This is a genomic window from Campylobacter sp. 2018MI34, assembly GCF_016598975.1.
Lineage (GTDB): Bacteria > Campylobacterota > Campylobacteria > Campylobacterales > Campylobacteraceae > Campylobacter_D.
In genome coordinates this window covers 33,193-50,553 of sequence record NZ_JAENKS010000012.1, presented here as the reverse complement: position 1 = coordinate 50,553, position 17,361 = coordinate 33,193, and the positions used below count along the sequence as shown (strand labels likewise).

Below are 17,361 nucleotides of genomic sequence, written 5' to 3'. Positions count from 1 at the left end.
CTCCTTTATTGAGTGTTTAAATTTTTATCTTTAATAATTAAATTTATTCTTATATACTATATCTATATAGCTTATACTTATTATTTATACTTATTGTTTTAGCTTAAATTGAATTAAAGCTTTATAGATATTATTAAAATTCTTTGTTTAATCGCATATTAGGACTTAAAGCTTCTAATGGAATAAATTTTAAACTTTTTACCATATGCAAAGTGCCTTGCTTATATCTTTGAAAATGTTCACTTTGTATATGCTTTTGATAACTTTCTTCATCTTTATAAGATTCTATAATGCTAAATTTACAAGGATTATCTTTATGAGATAGGGCATAAAGCACCAAAACTCCATCTTCTTCTCTTACGCTTAATTCACTTTCTTCTTTTAGAATTTTTTTATATTCTTCTAAGTATTTGCAATCAACTTCTATTTCTGAAATTTTAACGCTCATAAATTCTTGTGCTTGCATATTAACTCCTAAAATAAAAAATAAAGCTAACGCCATTAATTTTATAATTTTATTTTTTTGCTTCATCTAATGCCTCCTTATATTCTTTATCACTTACAAGCTCAAACCACTCTACATTTTTGCCATCTTTTTCACCCGTAAGTGCTATATGTGCCCCACTACTTGTATTGGTTGCACCATGAAAATGTTTTACCCCTATAGGACAACTTATCACATCGCCTTTTTTGGCAATAAATGCTTTTTGTCCTGGTACTTTTGTAAGAATTTCTCCGTTTGTAACAATTAAAGTTTGTCCTTGTGGATGTGTATGCCACGCACTTCTTGCACTAGGCTCAAATTCAACTAAAGCTCCACTAAAATTCCTCCACTCATTTGATTTAAACATCATAGAAACTTTTACATTTCCATTAAAAAATTTATTATCTCCTTTAAAATTTCCATGAATTCCTTTGCTTTCAAGTTCTTGCATTTGCACTCCTTCAAGAAGATTACATAAAATCATTATAAGAAATAAACTAATTTTTTTATTTCCCAACTCTAAGAGCTGCTTCACCTGCATAACGATCTCCTTTGATTATTGTTTTGTCTAAGATATTCTTTAAATGACTTAATTCATCTTGAGTAAAATCAATATTAATAGCATTAATATTTTCCTCTAATCTTTGCAAATTTGTTGTTCCAAAAATAGGTGCGATAAATGCTTTTTGTGCCAAAACCCAAGCAAGAGCAATTTGTGCTAAAGTAGCATTTTTAGCTTTTGCTATATCTTCTAATGCATAAATTAATTCTAGATTAGCTTTTAAATTCTCACTTTTAAAACGCGGAACTTGTGATCTAAAGTCATTATTTCCAAAAGTAGAATTTGCATCAAATTTACCTGCTAAAAATCCTTTCCCTAAAGGAGAAAAAGGAACAAAACCTATATTTAATTCTTCTAAAACTTTTAAAAGTTCATTTTCAGGTTCTCTCCACCATAAAGAATACTCGCTTTGCACCGCACTAAGTGGGAATACTGCATGAGCTCTTTTAATACTTTGAATTCCTGCTTCACTCATACCCCAAGCTTTGATTTTTCCTTCTTTATAAAAATCGCTCATTAAATTAGCAACTTCTTCAACTGGAACATTTGTATCAACTCTATGTTGATAATAAAGATCAATGCAATCTGTTTGCAAACGCTTCAAACTACCTTCTAAACTTTGTCTGATTTTACCAAGTGTGCTATCAACAATTTGTTTAGTGCCCTCAATTCTAACACCAAATTTTGTTGCTAACACTGCTTCATTTCTAAAAGGTTTTATTGCTTTACCTACTAATTCTTCATTAATAAAAGGACCATAAACTTCAGCTGTATCAAAAAAATCAATACCAAGATCCTTTGCCTTATGAATGAGTGTTATCATCTCTTTTTCATCTTTAGCTTCTCCATAACCAAAACTCATTCCCATACAACCAAGCCCTAAGATACTCACTTCCAAATTTCTTAATCTTCTTTTTTGCATTTTTTATCCTTAAGCTAAATTTTTTAAATTCTTCTCATAAAAACTTTTAAGTTTATTTAAACTTTCATCTACCGCCTCCTTTTTATAATAAGTTTGTATATGAGTGGCGTTATTTATAGTATAAAGTTTTTTATTTTGAGTTCCAATTGCCTTATCAAAAGCTTCTTTGCTCATATAAGCTGTATCTGCTTTATCACCCACAAGCATAAGTAAAGGCTGATTAATAAGCTCGATTTGATCGGTTGCATCAAAACTCATAAGCTCCATTAAAGAACTTGTTGTATAAATAAAACTAGAATTAGGATGTGCGTGAGTATCACCATAATAAATCATACCCTCACGATAAAGATCAGTAGGAATTTTATCAAGTTCTTCTTTGCTTAATTTTTTTGGAGCAAAACCTGTATAACTTATTTTACCACTTATAGCCTCTAATTCTCTTGCTTTACTTGCATTTAATAATTTTTCTTGGATCTTATCAAGCTCGCTATTTAAAAAACCATTGCGACGCACAAGTCCTGTATTAAAAGCACTTAAAGTTGCCACTGCTTTTAATCTTTTATCTTTTTGTGCTGCTTTTAATGTATAGCCACCTCCTCCACAAATTCCTAAAATTCCTATTCTTTCTTTATCTACTCCTTTAAAAGTATCTAAAAAATCAATTGCTTTAGAGATATCCTCAACTCTACTTGATGGAATATCTTTATTGCGTGGAAAACCTTGGCTTTCTCCTTGATAAAAAGCATCAAAAGCTAAAGTAATATAACCAAGCTCTGCTAATTTTTGTGCAAAAAGCCCTGCAACTTGCTCTTTCACTCCACCATTTGGATGAGCTACAACAATAGCTGGATATTTTAATTTTGCATTAAAATTTGCAGGTAAATAAAGATTAGCTACACTTTTATTGTTTTTTGTTCCATAACTTACTTTTTTAATATTTACCCAACCTTTTTGATTTTTAGCTATAGCATTTTCATAAACCAAACCAAAAGGATTTTTGCTGACATTTCTAAGTGCTTCTTCACTAGGATTTAAAAAAAGTTTATTAGTTTTTTCTTGCGTGTTTTCTTTTGCTAAAAGATTAGAATCTATTGCTAAAGTTCCTAAAGCTACCATACTTGATGTTTTTAAAAAATCTCTTCTTTGCATTTTTATCCTTTTTTATTAAAAATTAATATTTTTAAATTAAATAAAAACTATTAAATCTTAGCTATCAAAACATTTTTCTATATAATTTAACTAAAAGTATAAAACCTAACATCTAGTGTAAGTCAAGAGTAAATTTTACTTTTTACTTGTTTCTTCTATCAAATTTAGTGCATTTAATGTTTTAGGATAACCTATAAAAGGGCAAATTTGTGTTAAAGTGCTAATTAAAATATCTCTATTATTTTTCATATTAAAATTTCCTTGTATATGACCTTTAAGCTGATTTTCACAGCCTCCTAAACTTGCTAAAAAAACAAAAGTTAAAAGTTCTCTTGTCTTTAAATCCAAACCTTTTCTTGTGTAATAATCTCCAAAACAATTAGAACTTAAAAATTCTCTAATATGCTTCATATCTTCTGGAGTATCTTCATTGCCTTTTAAAATTGCCTCTTTAAATATATACACTTGAAGCTTTAAACCTTCTTCATAACGATTTTCTTTAGTAGTGGTCCCTTGATTTTTAAGTGGTAAAGATATATTGGATTCTTTAAAAATTTTATTACAAAGCTCTAAAAATTTATAAACCTTACTAAAACCTAAATAAGGCACGCTTTGATAAATAAGCTCTTTAATGGCTACAGGATTTATATTTTGTGCTAAAGCTATATTTAAATACTCTTTAAAAAAATCTAAACTACCGCCATTTGCAATTATGGCTGCTAATTTAACTAAATGGGTATTTTGTTTATCTAATTTATTATATTTTGTTACTTCTACTTTACTAAAATAATTAAAAATTTCATAAAATTCAGGATCATTTTGCATTAAAGAATCATTTTCTTTTGCGCTTAATGCAGAATTTATAAAAGTGGTTCCAGCGGCTAAAATCATAGTGTTTTTAAAAAATTTTCTGCGTTGCATTATCGCTCCTTGAAATTTAATTTCAAAAAGTATAAAACATAACAGCTAGTGTAAGTCAAGAGTAAAAATTAATATTTTTAAATTTTTATACACTTTTTAATTTTTCATTATTTTATATTATTAGAAAAATAGCTTTATTTACTACTCTTTCAAAATTTATATTTGATAAAAAGCTATAAGTTTAATAACTTATAGCAAAAAACTATTTTAAATTACTATACTAAGTAATTTTTATAGACATTTAAATCAAGACCATCAACGCTTGCATTAAAAATAGCATAGGGCTTAACACTTTTACAACCTAAATACTCAAAACTATAATAAATAGGCTTTAAAAGCTCTTCTAAAGTAGCACCATGATGGCCATCATAACTTTGTTCAGCCCCACCCAAAGTTGTAATAACTTGAAAAATTTTACCTTTTAAAAGCTCTTTTTCTCCATATAAAATTGCACTTAAAACTCTATCTTGCCATTCTTTAAGCAAACTTGGGGTACTAAACCAAAAAAGCGGAAATTGAAATATAATTTTATCTGCTTCTTTTAGCAAAGCAAGTTCTTTATCAATATCAATTTTTCCATCATTATAGCTTGTGCTAAGATTATGAATTTTTAAATTATTTATATCTTTTATGCTTTCTAATAAAACACGATTTACTTTTGAATCTTTCCAAAAAGTATGAGCAAAAATAATTAAAGTTTTCATTTTATCTCCTTTTAGTATAAAATATAAGCTTATTAAATTTGGAAATTAAAATCTTAATTTCACTTTTTCTATCCTCATTCTTAATAAAATCATCATAATTCCTAAAATCAACAAAAAAATAGTGCTTATAATGATAAAGCGGGTGTTACTTAAAGATATAACCATCCCACAAATAGCTGTTCCACTGCTTAATCCTATATTAGCTACACTTATAAAAAGTCCATTGCTCAAATCAGGGGCTTTTGGAAAAGGATGATTTATTATAAAATGTGTGCCATTATTCATTATTCCAGCTAAAATTCCTAATATAAAAGCAAACATAATTAACAGAATTTGACCATAAAAATTAAAAAGTAAAATATAAAATATGATCATAATCAAAGGCGTTAAAAGTAAAGTAAAATGTGCATTTTTAACAAGAGTTTTTCCTGCTATATAATTACCTATAATATTTGAAAAACCGTAAATAGCTAATACAATGCTAATGAAAGTAAAATTCATCTTTGCTACACTATGCAAAAAATCAGAAAAATAAGAATAAAATCCCCAAATTCCCGCATTTACACAGATAACACAAAGAATGCTAATCCACAAAAGTGGATATCTTAAGATAAGTAGTTGCTTGGTTATTTTAACAGGATTTGCCCTTTTAAAATCAGGTACAAACAACAAAGTTGCTATAAAAGATAAGCTATTTAAAATACAAAAAAATAACATTGCTACTTCAAAGCTAAAATTTCCACCAAAATAACTAGTCATAGGCACACCTAAAACCATCCCTGCACTCACTGCTGCAAAAATCTTAGCTGTAGCTTTTGGGACTTCTTTTTTATCTTCAACTAAATTAGTAGTCATACTTAAAACAAGAGCTATATAAATAGGATGGAAAAAAGCAGGGATAGCTCTAAAAATAAGCACTTGCCAAAGAAGAAAATACAAAAACTAAAAGACAAATAAGCATTAATTTTTTAGGATTGAAATTTACACAAAGCAAAGGAACTATAGGTGCACAAAAAGTTATTACGAGTGCAAAAACACTCACGCTCCAACCCGCATCAGAAATACTCACATGAAAATTTTCAGATACTACAGGAATGATCCCCATCATCCCAAGCTCTGTACTTAAAATTCCAAATACACCTAAACAAAATACTAAAATAATTTGGGAATTAGACATTTTATCTTTGTTTAAAGTTAGCATTTTATCCTTTCGATTTTAAATTTTTAAAAGTATAAAACATAACAGCTAGTGTAAGTCAAGAGTAAAAATTAACATTTTTAAATTTTTACACACTTTTTGCATTTAACATAATCTTTGCTTAAAGGATTTAATTCATCTTTATTTTCCATAATCATTTTTTCATAATAATCTATTTTAAAATCAAGTTTTTCCAAAATATTTTCTAATTTCTTTACATCTTTTAATGTTTTTTCTTTTAGTTTTAAAATAATTTCTAATCTCTCTTTTGCTGTATTTTTTCCTTTAATACATAAAAAAATATATTTTTTAACATCCTCTATACTCATACCAATTTGTCTATAACAATCTACCCAAATCACCCACTCTAAATCTTTTTCACTAAAATAACGCACTCCATTTTTATCTTTTTCCACAAAAGGAAACAAACCCTTATCTAACCAAAATCTAAGAGTTCTACTAGAAACTCCTGTTTTTCTTTCTACTTCTATGATTGTATAAGCCATATTTTTCCTTTAATAACTATATTTTAAATCAGTAAATATTATTTAAAGTATAACATTAAGATAAAAGAAAAATTAAATCATAATAAAATAAGATAATAATTATAAAGACTTTCTAAAAAATTTTTAGAAAGTCAAACAGTATCAAATTTTCACACTAGAATCATAAGAGAAAGTAGGTTCAATCTGTTTTTTATTGCTTAATTCTTTATACCAGTAAGAATGGAGTATATAAACTTCTTCTTCTTCTTTATAACCATTAATCATAGAATGGATACTTCCTTTTATAGCAAAAACAGCCATATAAATATGTACTCCAAAAAATACTGCACATACTATTCCCAAGAAATTATGAATAATGGCTGAAATTCTTAAAAGTTCAATTTGAGTTAAACCAAAAAGATTTTGAATTGCTATAGAATTAAAATCAAGAAAATACATAAATCCACCTGTAATTATCATCAAAAATCCACCAAATACAGCAATATAATACCAAGACTTTTGACCAAAATTAAATTTACCTGCAGGTACTGGACGTTTTACTTTACTTAAATAACCTCCAACTATCATCATCCATCTAATATCATAACTTGCAGGAAGCATTCTTTTAATCCAGCATAAAAACATAGGGATAATAGAAATGATAAATAAAATTGTTGCAAAAGCGTGTAAATTTTTACAAACCCTTACAAAAACTCCTCCTCCAAAATAAGATCCAAACATCATAATAAATCCTGTTGGAACTAAAATAACCCAAGAAATTGCTGCTATAAAATGAAAAATTCTTTCAAATAAAGTAAAAGCATAAATTTTCTTTCCATCGTGAGAGAATTGTTTAGGTCCTATTATCATATAATGTAAAGCAAAAGCAGCTAATACTGCAATTACAGCAATTAAAGCTATAGTGGCTATATATTCACCTTGTAAGGTTGTCCAAAGTTTGCCAAAATTATCATAATTTGGGATATTTGTGATACGATGAAAATCCCAAATTTGAGTATCTTGTCCCATTCTTTGATTGCCATAGGCAAATAAACTTACAAAACTTGTTAAAAGTGCTATTAATACTTTTATCATAAACGTTCCTTTCCAGTATAAGCAATTTTCCATTCTATACTTTCTGAAGGATTTAAAATACCATAATTTCTATTTGTAAGTCTATTGTGATAAATTTCTTCTATTTTAGAGCTTTCGCCAACGAGTAAAGCATTAGTGGAGCAAACTGCTGCACACATAGGCACTTTACCTTCTGCAATACGATTTTGCCCATAAAGTTCTCTTTCTTTTTCTGAATTAGTCTTTTCAGGACCTCCTGCACACATAGTACATTTATCCATTTCACCTTTGACATTAAAAACTCCATGTCTAGGAAACTGAGGTGCACCAAAAGGACAAGCATAAAGACAATATCCACAACCTATACAAATCTCTTTATCATGCAAAACAATACCATCAGCACGAATATAAAAACAATCAACAGGGCAAACAATAGAACAAGGAGCATCATCACAATGCATACAAGAAATAGAAGTTGAAACTTCTTTTCCTTGAATTCCTTCATTTAAAGTAACCACTTTACGACGATTAATTTCTACAGGTACTTCATGCGCACTTGAACAAGCCACTTGACAAGCAAAACACGAAGTACATCTTTGAGTATCTACAAAAAATTTTATTCTAGTCATATTTATGCCTTTTCTATCCTGCAAAGACCTGCATTAAATTCAGAAATTTGCGTATTAATATCAAAACCATAGTTTGTAATAGTATTTGAACTCTCACCTATAGTATAAGGTTTTGTCCCTTCTGGATAATTGTGACTTAAATCTACTCCTTGTAATATCCCCGCAAAGTTATAAGGCATACAAATTCTGTCTGGAGTTACTGAAAGATTATGAACACATTTTACTTTTATTTTTGTTCCTTGAGGAGAATGTATCCACATCATATCTCCATTTTTTATACCATACTTTAAGGCAAGTTCAGGATGAACATTTGCAAACATTTCAGGAGTAATAGCTGCTAAATATTTACTTGTTCTTTCTAGCATACCTGCACCACTAAGATTAACAAGTCGCATACTAGAAACAATAATAGGAAATTCTTTACTCCAATCCTTTCTTTGTTGTTCGCTTTTAAAAGCAGTGGTGACACGGAAATTTGGTTTTTCTTGATCGTCCCAAGTAGGATATTTTTGCACTAGATCCCAACGAGGAGAATGGATAGGTTCTCTATGTTTAGGAATAGGATCAGCAAATTCCCAAACTATAGCTCTAGCTCTAGCATTTCCCAAACAACAAGCTCCTAATTGACGACATTTTTCCAAGATAATACCTGAAATATCAGTACTCCAACTAGATCCCATTTTAGCTTTTTCTTCATTACTAAGCTTAATATTAAATACTTTTTCTATGTTATCTTTAGTGATTTGCGGATATCCACCTTTGATCTTACAATCTTTTAAGCTTATAGAATCATCTGCAAGCTGACTTACTCCATTATGTTCTAATCCAAAACGATTTCTAAATCCCATACCTCCACGCGCATAAGGAATATCTTTATTCCATAAAATAGCAGTTCCAGGATGTTCTTGATCCCAACAAGGCCAAGGAAGTCCGTAATATTCACCCTTAACTTCTCCACTTAAACCTTCTTGAGTATCAGGATCGAAATTTTCCCAATTTTGTTGATGCTTTCTTAAACGCTCTGCTGAAATTCCACGTAACCCTATGCTTAAAAGTCCATTACTCATCTCAGTTGTTGCATCATCAGGCCAAACAAAAGATTCATTATCTGTTTTCACCTGTTTTAATTCATAATCTAACACTTGCATTTTCATTCCGCGTGTATATTCATCATAAAAACCGAATTTCTTAGCAAAAGCAAACATAATTTCTTGATCTTCTTTACTTTCATATATTGGTTTTACAACTTGAGAACGCCATTGCATAGCACGATTTGTAGCTGTTACATAACCTTCACTTTCAAATTGAGTTGAAGCTGGAATAATATAAATTCCATCTGGACGATCAGCTAAAACCGCTACCTCATTAACAAAAGGTTCAGCAATAACTATCATATCAAGTTTTTTAAGAGCTTCTTGAATTTTAACCGTATGTGCCATAGAAGTAATTCCCGTGCCTTGAACCCAAAGAACACGTATGTTTGAATTTGAAACGACTTTATCATTCCCATAAGGTATAACACCTTTAACGCCTTGCCACCATTTAGCAAGAGAAAATCCTTTCTCATTCATCCAATTTTTACCATCACTTGGGGGTGCAAAACGACTTTTCATATATTCCATATCCACTCCCCAAACATTACAAAAATGCTCCCAAGCATCATTACCTAAACCATAATAAGCTGGTAAGGTATCAGCTAGACAACCCATATCAGTAGCGCCTTGAACATTATCGTGTCCGCGAATAATATTTGTTCCAGCTCCTTCTTTACCCACATTGCCTAAAACAAGTTGTAAAATCGCTAAAACACGCGTATTTGAACTACCAACAGAATGCTGAGTAATACCTAAAGCCCAAAAAAGTGTAGCAGGTTTAATTGTTGCTAGCATTTGAGTAATTTTTTCAAGTTGAGCTGCTGGAACACCTGTGACATTTTCAACTTCTTCAGGAGTCCATTTTGCAGCTTCTTCTTTGATTTCATCAACACCATAAGAACGTGTTTTGATAAATTCTTTATCTTCCCAACCATTTTTAAAGATAAGATGAAGCATACCATAGACTAAAGCTATATCTGTCCCTGGGCGAATTCTTACGTATTCATCTGCATGAACAGCAGTTTTTGTATAAACAGGATCTACTACAACTAATTTTGCATTATTTCGATCTTTTGCACGAAGTAAATGTTTAAAACCTATAGGATTTGCAACCGCAGTATTGGCTCCAAAAATAATCATCATTTTTGAATTTTTACAAACATCGCCAAAATGATTTGTCATAGCACCATAACCCCATGTATTTGCCACACCGGCAACTGTTGCACTATGTCAAATTCTAGCTACATGATCTATATTATTTGTTCCCCAAAAAGCTGCAAATTTTCTAAAATAATAAGCTTGTTGATTATTAAATTTAGCAGAACCTAAAAACATAACACTATCAGGTCCACTTTCATTACGGATATCAAGCATCTTATCGCCTATTTCATTAATAGCTTGTTCCCAACTTAAACGAATCCATTTACCATTTTCTTTTTTCATAGGATATTTAATACGTTGTTTTGATTTGGTAAGATCAATTTGATCAATCCCTTTACAACAATGAGAACCTTGAGAAATAGGATGTTCTACAGCATTTTCTTGACGCACCCAAACACCATCTTGAACTTCGGCTTTTATCCCACAACCCGCACTACAAATGGTGCAAATTGTTCGAACTATTTTTGAGTTAGGATAAGGATTTGCAATTTCTTCTTTGCTAGCTTGACGTAAATTTTTATTTTCTACACCAAAAGCACTAGTTGCCAAAGAAGATATAGCTGCAAATTTTAAAAAATTCCTTCTAGCTAATACCATTTTATTCCTTTCTTTAGTTTTTTAATAAGCTGCTTTATAATAAGCTTCCCAATGAGCTGTTTCTTGATAAAGAACTTCATTTTTATTGCTTTTGCCAAATATAACATTCTTTTCTTTATCTAAAAGTTCTGTTTGTGTTGCTGCTTTTGCTACACTTGAAACAACTAAAGCAGTTGCTCCTACTTTTAAAGACTTACGAAGAAAATTACGCCTTGATGAATTTCCATTCATATACTCCCCTTTTTATAATTTTAAGTAAATTTTGAATATTTTTAAATACTCTATATATCGATAAATATACTCAAATTTATTCAAATTCTACATAATTAAATATAAAAAAAAATTAAAAGCGTAAATTATCAATAAAATAAAGGGCAATTATAGAGTTTAAAGTTTGCTTAACTCATCAATATTAATTTTACTAAATTGAGTTGGAAGTTTTGATTCATAAGGTAAACGCTCTAAGGCAATATCGGCTATGCTTTTAGAAGTTGTTTTTTTAGGTTTTTCTAAATTTAAAATACTTCTCTCAAATTTAAAAAACACCTCCATAATATTTCCAAAATGGATAAAAAAATTAGAATTTTTATGAATTTTTAATTTTTCAATAAATTCATCAATTACTGAATTTAAAATTTTTTCAAAAAATTCTTTTGCTAGTTCTTTATCAAAATCAATCAAGTAAGGCATTAAAGCGAAAATAAAACCAAATTCATCTTCACTTTGTGATGATTTTTCATCTTTTCTATAAGGACTTTTACGCAAAATTGCACAAGCTTGGAGTTTTTTTCTACCATCATCTCTTCCTTCATCATAAAACGAAGCTGTAGTAGGAACATTTACATAAGAAAAATCAAAAAATACTGCATTTTGTTCCTGTAAAAAAGTTTTTAAATCATAAGTTAAAATAATCTCAAAATCTTTAGTAAGCTTATCTTCTAAAGGAATTTGACTTAAAAATTTTGCCTGCGTTATAAAAATATTAAATTTTTCTTCATCTATAAAATCAAAAGCTAAAGAAAAAAATTCATAAAAATATTTTCTTGTAATTTGAATTTGTTCTTGCATATAATTTCCTAAACTAATTTTAGGAAATTATAGCATAATAAAAACACATCAAATTTTCACACTAGAATCATAAGAGAAAGTAGGTTCAATCTGTTTTTTATTGCTTAATTCTTTATACCAGTAAGAATGGAGTATATAAACTTCTTCTTCTTCTTTATAACCATTAATCATAGAATGGATACTTCCTTTTATAGCAAAAACAGCCATATAAATATGTACTCCAAAAAATACTGCACATACTATTCCCAAGAAATTATGAATAATGGCTGAAATTCTTAAAAGTTCAATTTGAGTTAAACCAAAAAGATTTTGAATTGCTATAGAATTAAAATCAAGAAAATACATAAATCCACCTGTAATTATCATCAAAAATCCACCAAATACAGCAATATAATACCAAGACTTTTGACCAAAATTAAATTTACCTGCAGGTACTGGACGTTTTACTTTACTTAAATAACCTCCAACTATCATCATCCATCTAATATCATAACTTGCAGGAAGCATTCTTTTAATCCAGCATAAAAACATAGGGATAATAGAAATGATAAATAAAATTGTTGCAAAAGCGTGTAAATTTTTACAAACCCTTACAAAAACTCCTCCTCCAAAATAAGATCCAAACATCATAATAAATCCTGTTGGAACTAAAATAACCCAAGAAATTGCTGCTATAAAATGAAAAATTCTTTCAAATAAAGTAAAAGCATAAATTTTCTTTCCATCGTGAGAGAATTGTTTAGGTCCTATTATCATATAATGTAAAGCAAAAGCAGCTAATACTGCAATTACAGCAATTAAAGCTATAGTGGCTATATATTCACCTTGTAAGGTTGTCCAAAGTTTGCCAAAATTATCATAATTTGGGATATTTGTGATACGATGAAAATCCCAAATTTGAGTATCTTGTCCCATTCTTTGATTGCCATAGGCAAATAAACTTACAAAACTTGTTAAAAGTGCTATTAATACTTTTATCATAAACGTTCCTTTCCAGTATAAGCAATTTTCCATTCTATACTTTCTGAAGGATTTAAAATACCATAATTTCTATTTGTAAGTCTATTGTGATAAATTTCTTCTATTTTAGAGCTTTCGCCAACGAGTAAAGCATTAGTGGAGCAAACTGCTGCACACATAGGCACTTTACCTTCTGCAATACGATTTTGCCCATAAAGTTCTCTTTCTTTTTCTGAATTAGTCTTTTCAGGACCTCCTGCACACATAGTACATTTATCCATTTCACCTTTGACATTAAAAACTCCATGTCTAGGAAACTGAGGTGCACCAAAAGGACAAGCATAAAGACAATATCCACAACCTATACAAATCTCTTTATCATGCAAAACAATACCATCAGCACGAATATAAAAACAATCAACAGGGCAAACAATAGAACAAGGAGCATCATCACAATGCATACAAGAAATAGAAGTTGAAACTTCTTTTCCTTGAATTCCTTCATTTAAGGTGATTACACGACGACGGCGAATATGAATAGGAAGTTCATGCGCTTCATCACAAGCTACCGCACAGCCATTACAATCGATACAACGCTCATTATCACAAAAGAATTTTAAACGTTCTTTTTCTAAATTTGCAAAATTTATTTTACTCATTTTCCATCCTTACTGATTCTACAAAGCCCGCCTTTAGTCTCTGGAATCTGACACATAATATCATAACCATAATTTGTTACAGTATTTGCACTTTCTCCACTTGCATAAGGTTTAGTTCCTTTAGGGAAATTGTGAGTTAAATCCACACCTTGCATTACACCCGTAAAATGAAAAGGTAAGAAAATCATATCTTTTGCTACGCCTGGATTAACCTTTACTCTAACATGAATTTTAGTTCCCTCTGGAGAATGAACCCAAATCATATCCCCTGCTTTAATATCTTGCTCTTTTGCTAACTCAGGATTAATCTCGCAAAACATTTCAGGAGTTAAGCGTGTTAGATACATAGACGCTCTATTTTCCATACCCGCACCATTTAAATTTACAAGCCTTGCAGTAACAAGATTAAGCGGGAATTCTTTAGAATAATCTTTTGCTTGTTGCACAGAAATAAATTTAGTATCCACGCGATAAAGTGCTTTTTGATCTTCAAAACTAGGATATTTTTGCACTAAATCATTTCTTGGAGAATGAAGTGGTTCGCGGTGAAGTGGAATTTTATCTTTAAAAGTCCAAACAATAGCTCTAGCTTTAGCATTTCCATAAGGAACAATACCTTTTTCTATACATTTAGTCGCAATAATATCACTATCATCATAAGACCAAGTTGATCCCATTTTTTCTTTTTCTTCTGCACTTAAAGTAATGCCTAAAACTTTTTCTATATTATCTTTAGTGATTTGCGGATATCCTACATTAATAGGTGAATTTAAAGGTGCATTTTTAGCTAATAAACTTTCACCTTCATATTCAAGCCCAAAATTATTTCTAAAACCCATACCGCCTTTTGCCACTTCGATATCAGTATTATAAAGTACAGGAGAACCTGGATGTTTATCGCTCCAGCAAGGCCAAGGAAGTCCGTAATATTCACCCGCAACTTCATCTTTTCCTTCTAAAGTTACCTCATCAAATTTATCCCAATATAAAGTATGTTTTTTAAGTCTTTGAGGGCTCCAACCATTAAGTCCTATACTTCTAACTGCTTTTGCAATTTCTTTTGTAGCATTTTCAGGCCAAACAATTTCACCTTTTTCATCACGTAAAGTTTTAGTAAAGTCTTCATAAAAACCTAATTTTTTAGCAAGCTCAAATAAAATTTCTTGATCTTCCATACTTTCATAAAGTGGATCTACAACCTTAAATCTCCATTGTCCGCTACGATTTGTTGCAGTTACACTTCCACTTGTTTCAAACTGCGTTGCTGCAGGTAAAAGATAAATTCCATCTTTTCTTTCTGCAATGATTCCTGCTTCATTTACAAAAGGATCTGCCAAAACTAAAAGTTCTAAAGCTTCCAAACCTTCTTTAACTTTAGCTTGTTGTGCGGTCGAAGTAATACCATTTCCCATAACTACTAAAGCTTTTAAAGGTGTTCCAGCATTATCAATAGCATCATTTCCATCTTTTCCATTTAAAGCTGCCGCCCACCATCTAGCAAGTGAAAGTCCTGTTTTATGCATCCAATCTTTACTTACAAAATTCCCTAAAAGCCATTCATAATCTACACCCCAAATTTTAGCGTAATATCTCCAAGTTGCTTCATTTAAAGGATAATAACCTGGTAAATTTTCACTCAAACACGCCATATCTGAAGCACCTTGAACATTATCGTGTCCGCGCAAGATATTAACTCCACCACCAAATTTGCCTATATTTCCAAGCACCATTTGCACAATAGGCGCTAAACGTGTATTTGAAGTTCCTACTGTATGCTGGGTTAAACCCATAGCCCAAATAAGCGTAGTTGGTTTGTTTTTAGCGACTTCATAGGTAATTTTTATTAAAAGTTCTTTTGGAATTCCTGTAACATTTTCTACTTCCTCAGCTGTCCATTTTGCAGCTTCTTCGCGAATTTTATCTATACCAAAAACTCTTTCATCAATATATTTTGTATCTTCTAAACCTTCATCAAAAATAATTTTTAACATTCCATACATAAAGGCAATATCTGTTCCTGGACGAATTCTTGCATAAATATCTGCCTTAGCTGCACTTTTTGTAAATCTAGGATCTACAACTATAAGTTTAGCACCTTTTTCTTTTGCCTTTAAAAAATGCCTAAAGCCTACTGGGTGATTTACCGCTGGATTTGCTCCAATAATAATAATACATTTACTTCTTTGAATGTCTCCAAGATGGTTTGTCATAGCGCCATAACCAAATGTATTCGCCACACCGGCGACTGTTGCGCTGTGTCAAATTCTAGCTTGATGATCTACATTATTTGTTCCAAAAAATGCTGCAAATTTTCTTATATAATAAGCTTGTTCATTATTAAGCTTTGCAGAACCTAAAAACATAACACTTTCAGGATTTTCTTTGCGATAAGTAGCTAGCTTTTCTCCAATTTCACTTAAAGCTTGTTCGTATGAAATGCGTTTCCACTCTCCATTTTCTTTTTTCATAGGATATTTTAAACGTACATGAGAACGCACCATATCGATCATATCAGAACCTTTGCAGCAGTGTCCGCCTAAACTTATAGGATGATCTTGGGCAATTTCTTGACGTACCCAAACACCATTTTGTACTTCTGCAATAATGCCACAACCAACAGAACAAGCTGTACAAATTGTTTTTACTTTTTTACTTCCCTCATAAGCTTCTTTAATTTCGCTATCATTTGCCTCTCTAATGTTTTCACTTCTTGCTAAAAGAGGTGTTGCTAAAGAAGAAAGTGCAGCCATTTTTAAAAAATTACGACGATTAAGTTTAATGCTTGCATTCATACTTGACATCACTCAGCCTTTATATAATAATTTTCCCAATTAGCACTTCTTTGAAAAAGCACTTCTTTTTTTTTGCTTTTACCTTTGATTAAATCTTTGCGATCTTCATCTTTAGCCAAAGCTAAACTTGCACCAGATAACAACCCAGCACTACCTAAAGCTAATACTGATCGTTTAAGAAATTCTCTACGATTTTTCACCCAACCTCCTTTTTTTATTTACCTCTCTTCTTAAGAATTCAGATCTAGATAAATCATTTTGTACTTTTTTAGTAGTATTTCTTGTATTTTTGCCAAGTCCAAAACAAGATCTTTCAAATTCTATAAAAGCACTTAAGATATAAGCTACTTCTTTATAAAGCTTTGCTTCTTCATTTTCTAAAATTAAAATAATAAACTCATCAATACTTTGATTAATAACTTTTTCAAATAATTCTTTTGCCAAAATATTTTCTTCTTGTTTTAAAAACTCACTCATTAAAAAAAAGCAAAATCCTATATGATCTTCACTTTCTTTGAAGAATTTTTCATTACGTCTTATTTTGCTTTTTATAAGAATTTCTCTAACACAAATAAGTGCTCTTGAGTTTTCAAAACCTTCCTCAATATAAGAAAAAGTTATAGGAATAGAATTTTTAAGAGACAAAAAAAGATTTTCGTATTCATTAAAAAATAAATTTAATTTTGTTTTAGAATTTTCAATCAAAATATCAAAACTATTAATTAAATTTTCATCAAATGAAGTTTCTTTCATCATCTTTAGATAATCATTTAAAAAAGCTAATCGTTGCTTAGAAAAAGAAAATACAAAAAGCTCTCCAAAGCACTGATAATAAAGACTTCTAGCTAATCTTAATTTCTCTAAATCCATACAAAATCCTAGATAAAATTCTTTGTTAAAAA

At 30.1% G+C, this 17,361-nt stretch carries 17 protein-coding genes and 1 pseudogene; all 18 read right to left on the bottom strand.

All coding sequences use genetic code 11. The features are described from left to right. Positions 1 to 133 precede the first annotated feature (133 nt). On the bottom strand, positions 134 to 532 hold the full coding sequence (locus JG676_RS04730) for a putative quinol monooxygenase (protein ID WP_246801794.1): 399 nt from the start codon (positions 530 to 532) through the stop codon (positions 134 to 136). Continuing rightward, positions 516 to 935: a cupin domain-containing protein gene (locus JG676_RS04725; protein ID WP_200217467.1), complete on the bottom strand. Its 420-nt coding sequence runs from the start codon at positions 933 to 935 to the stop codon at positions 516 to 518. Before JG676_RS04725 ends, JG676_RS04730 begins: the two co-directional genes overlap by 17 nt. Positions 936 to 990: 55 nt before the next feature. Continuing rightward, positions 991 to 1,968, bottom strand: a complete 978-nt coding sequence (locus tag JG676_RS04720; RefSeq protein WP_200217466.1) for an aldo/keto reductase — start codon at positions 1,966 to 1,968, stop codon at positions 991 to 993. A gap of 9 nt (positions 1,969 to 1,977) precedes the next feature. Further along, positions 1,978 to 3,117 carry an alpha/beta hydrolase gene (locus JG676_RS04715; RefSeq protein ID WP_246801793.1) on the bottom strand — a complete coding sequence of 380 codons (1,140 nt, stop codon included), beginning with the start codon at positions 3,115 to 3,117 and terminating at the stop codon, positions 1,978 to 1,980. A 135-nt stretch (positions 3,118 to 3,252) separates the two neighbouring features. Beyond that, the gene (locus tag JG676_RS04710; RefSeq protein ID WP_200217465.1) at positions 3,253 to 4,038 is read right to left on the bottom strand and encodes a carboxymuconolactone decarboxylase family protein; all 786 of its coding nucleotides are present in this window, start codon (positions 4,036 to 4,038) and stop codon (positions 3,253 to 3,255) included. 215 nt (positions 4,039 to 4,253) lie between these two features. Continuing rightward, positions 4,254 to 4,742 (bottom strand): NAD(P)H-dependent oxidoreductase, encoded by a 489-nt coding sequence (locus JG676_RS04705; RefSeq protein ID WP_200217464.1) that lies wholly within the window; start codon positions 4,740 to 4,742, stop codon positions 4,254 to 4,256. Positions 4,743 to 4,787: 45 nt separating this feature from the next. Then, positions 4,788 to 5,943: pseudogene (locus tag JG676_RS04700) on the bottom strand (MFS transporter). Positions 5,944 to 6,020: 77 nt separating this feature from the next. After that, positions 6,021 to 6,446, bottom strand: coding sequence for a MerR family transcriptional regulator (locus JG676_RS04695; protein ID WP_200217463.1), 426 nt, complete (start codon positions 6,444 to 6,446; stop codon positions 6,021 to 6,023). Positions 6,447 to 6,587: 141 nt separating this feature from the next. Next, positions 6,588 to 7,520: a formate dehydrogenase subunit gamma gene (locus tag JG676_RS04690; RefSeq protein WP_200217460.1), complete on the bottom strand. Its 933-nt coding sequence runs from the start codon at positions 7,518 to 7,520 to the stop codon at positions 6,588 to 6,590. Then, positions 7,517 to 8,128, bottom strand: a complete 612-nt coding sequence (fdh3B, locus tag JG676_RS04685; RefSeq protein WP_200217462.1) for a formate dehydrogenase FDH3 subunit beta — start codon at positions 8,126 to 8,128, stop codon at positions 7,517 to 7,519. The genes JG676_RS04690 and fdh3B (JG676_RS04685) overlap by 4 nt, the downstream gene beginning before the upstream one ends. A gap of 2 nt (positions 8,129 to 8,130) precedes the next feature. Beyond that, positions 8,131 to 10,980, bottom strand: coding sequence for a formate dehydrogenase subunit alpha (locus JG676_RS04680; RefSeq protein WP_246801792.1), 2,850 nt, complete (start codon positions 10,978 to 10,980; stop codon positions 8,131 to 8,133). 21 nt (positions 10,981 to 11,001) lie between these two features. Beyond that, the gene (locus JG676_RS04670) at positions 11,002 to 11,211 is read right to left on the bottom strand and encodes a Tat pathway signal protein (protein ID WP_200170203.1); all 210 of its coding nucleotides are present in this window, start codon (positions 11,209 to 11,211) and stop codon (positions 11,002 to 11,004) included. Positions 11,212 to 11,367: 156 nt separating this feature from the next. Further along, positions 11,368 to 12,048 carry a molecular chaperone gene (locus JG676_RS04665; RefSeq protein WP_200170204.1) on the bottom strand — a complete coding sequence of 227 codons (681 nt, stop codon included), beginning with the start codon at positions 12,046 to 12,048 and terminating at the stop codon, positions 11,368 to 11,370. Positions 12,049 to 12,096: 48 nt separating this feature from the next. After that, positions 12,097 to 13,029: a formate dehydrogenase subunit gamma gene (locus JG676_RS04660; protein WP_200217460.1), complete on the bottom strand. Its 933-nt coding sequence runs from the start codon at positions 13,027 to 13,029 to the stop codon at positions 12,097 to 12,099. After that, the gene (gene fdh3B, locus JG676_RS04655) at positions 13,026 to 13,667 is read right to left on the bottom strand and encodes a formate dehydrogenase FDH3 subunit beta (RefSeq protein WP_200217459.1); all 642 of its coding nucleotides are present in this window, start codon (positions 13,665 to 13,667) and stop codon (positions 13,026 to 13,028) included. The genes JG676_RS04660 and fdh3B (JG676_RS04655) overlap by 4 nt, the downstream gene beginning before the upstream one ends. Then, the gene (locus JG676_RS04650; RefSeq protein ID WP_246801791.1) at positions 13,664 to 16,468 is read right to left on the bottom strand and encodes a formate dehydrogenase subunit alpha; all 2,805 of its coding nucleotides are present in this window, start codon (positions 16,466 to 16,468) and stop codon (positions 13,664 to 13,666) included. Before JG676_RS04650 ends, fdh3B (JG676_RS04655) begins: the two co-directional genes overlap by 4 nt. Next, positions 16,468 to 16,659, bottom strand: a complete 192-nt coding sequence (locus JG676_RS04640; RefSeq protein ID WP_200170207.1) for a Tat pathway signal protein — start codon at positions 16,657 to 16,659, stop codon at positions 16,468 to 16,470. Before JG676_RS04640 ends, JG676_RS04650 begins: the two co-directional genes overlap by 1 nt. After that, positions 16,646 to 17,329, bottom strand: a complete 684-nt coding sequence (locus tag JG676_RS04635) for a molecular chaperone (RefSeq protein WP_200217457.1) — start codon at positions 17,327 to 17,329, stop codon at positions 16,646 to 16,648. Before JG676_RS04635 ends, JG676_RS04640 begins: the two co-directional genes overlap by 14 nt. Positions 17,330 to 17,361: the final 32 nt, after the last annotated feature.

What these genes read in the sequence shown, in the direction of transcription:
- JG676_RS04730 (WP_246801794.1), bottom strand. Translation starts at nt 532, where the DNA reads ATGAAGCAAAAAAATAAAATTATAAAATTAATGGCGTTAGCTTTATTT.
- JG676_RS04725 (WP_200217467.1), bottom strand. Translation starts at nt 935, where the DNA reads ATGCAAGAACTTGAAAGCAAAGGAATTCATGGAAATTTTAAAGGAGAT.
- JG676_RS04720 (WP_200217466.1), bottom strand. Translation starts at nt 1,968, where the DNA reads ATGCAAAAAAGAAGATTAAGAAATTTGGAAGTGAGTATCTTAGGGCTT.
- JG676_RS04715 (WP_246801793.1), bottom strand. Translation starts at nt 3,117, where the DNA reads ATGCAAAGAAGAGATTTTTTAAAAACATCAAGTATGGTAGCTTTAGGA.
- JG676_RS04710 (WP_200217465.1), bottom strand. Translation starts at nt 4,038, where the DNA reads ATGCAACGCAGAAAATTTTTTAAAAACACTATGATTTTAGCCGCTGGA.
- JG676_RS04705 (WP_200217464.1), bottom strand. Translation starts at nt 4,742, where the DNA reads ATGAAAACTTTAATTATTTTTGCTCATACTTTTTGGAAAGATTCAAAA.
- JG676_RS04695 (WP_200217463.1), bottom strand. Translation starts at nt 6,446, where the DNA reads ATGGCTTATACAATCATAGAAGTAGAAAGAAAAACAGGAGTTTCTAGT.
- JG676_RS04690 (WP_200217460.1), bottom strand. Translation starts at nt 7,520, where the DNA reads ATGATAAAAGTATTAATAGCACTTTTAACAAGTTTTGTAAGTTTATTT.
- fdh3B (WP_200217462.1), bottom strand. Translation starts at nt 8,128, where the DNA reads ATGACTAGAATAAAATTTTTTGTAGATACTCAAAGATGTACTTCGTGT.
- JG676_RS04670 (WP_200170203.1), bottom strand. Translation starts at nt 11,211, where the DNA reads ATGAATGGAAATTCATCAAGGCGTAATTTTCTTCGTAAGTCTTTAAAA.
- JG676_RS04665 (WP_200170204.1), bottom strand. Translation starts at nt 12,048, where the DNA reads ATGCAAGAACAAATTCAAATTACAAGAAAATATTTTTATGAATTTTTT.
- JG676_RS04660 (WP_200217460.1), bottom strand. Translation starts at nt 13,029, where the DNA reads ATGATAAAAGTATTAATAGCACTTTTAACAAGTTTTGTAAGTTTATTT.
- fdh3B (WP_200217459.1), bottom strand. Translation starts at nt 13,667, where the DNA reads ATGAGTAAAATAAATTTTGCAAATTTAGAAAAAGAACGTTTAAAATTC.
- JG676_RS04635 (WP_200217457.1), bottom strand. Translation starts at nt 17,329, where the DNA reads ATGGATTTAGAGAAATTAAGATTAGCTAGAAGTCTTTATTATCAGTGC.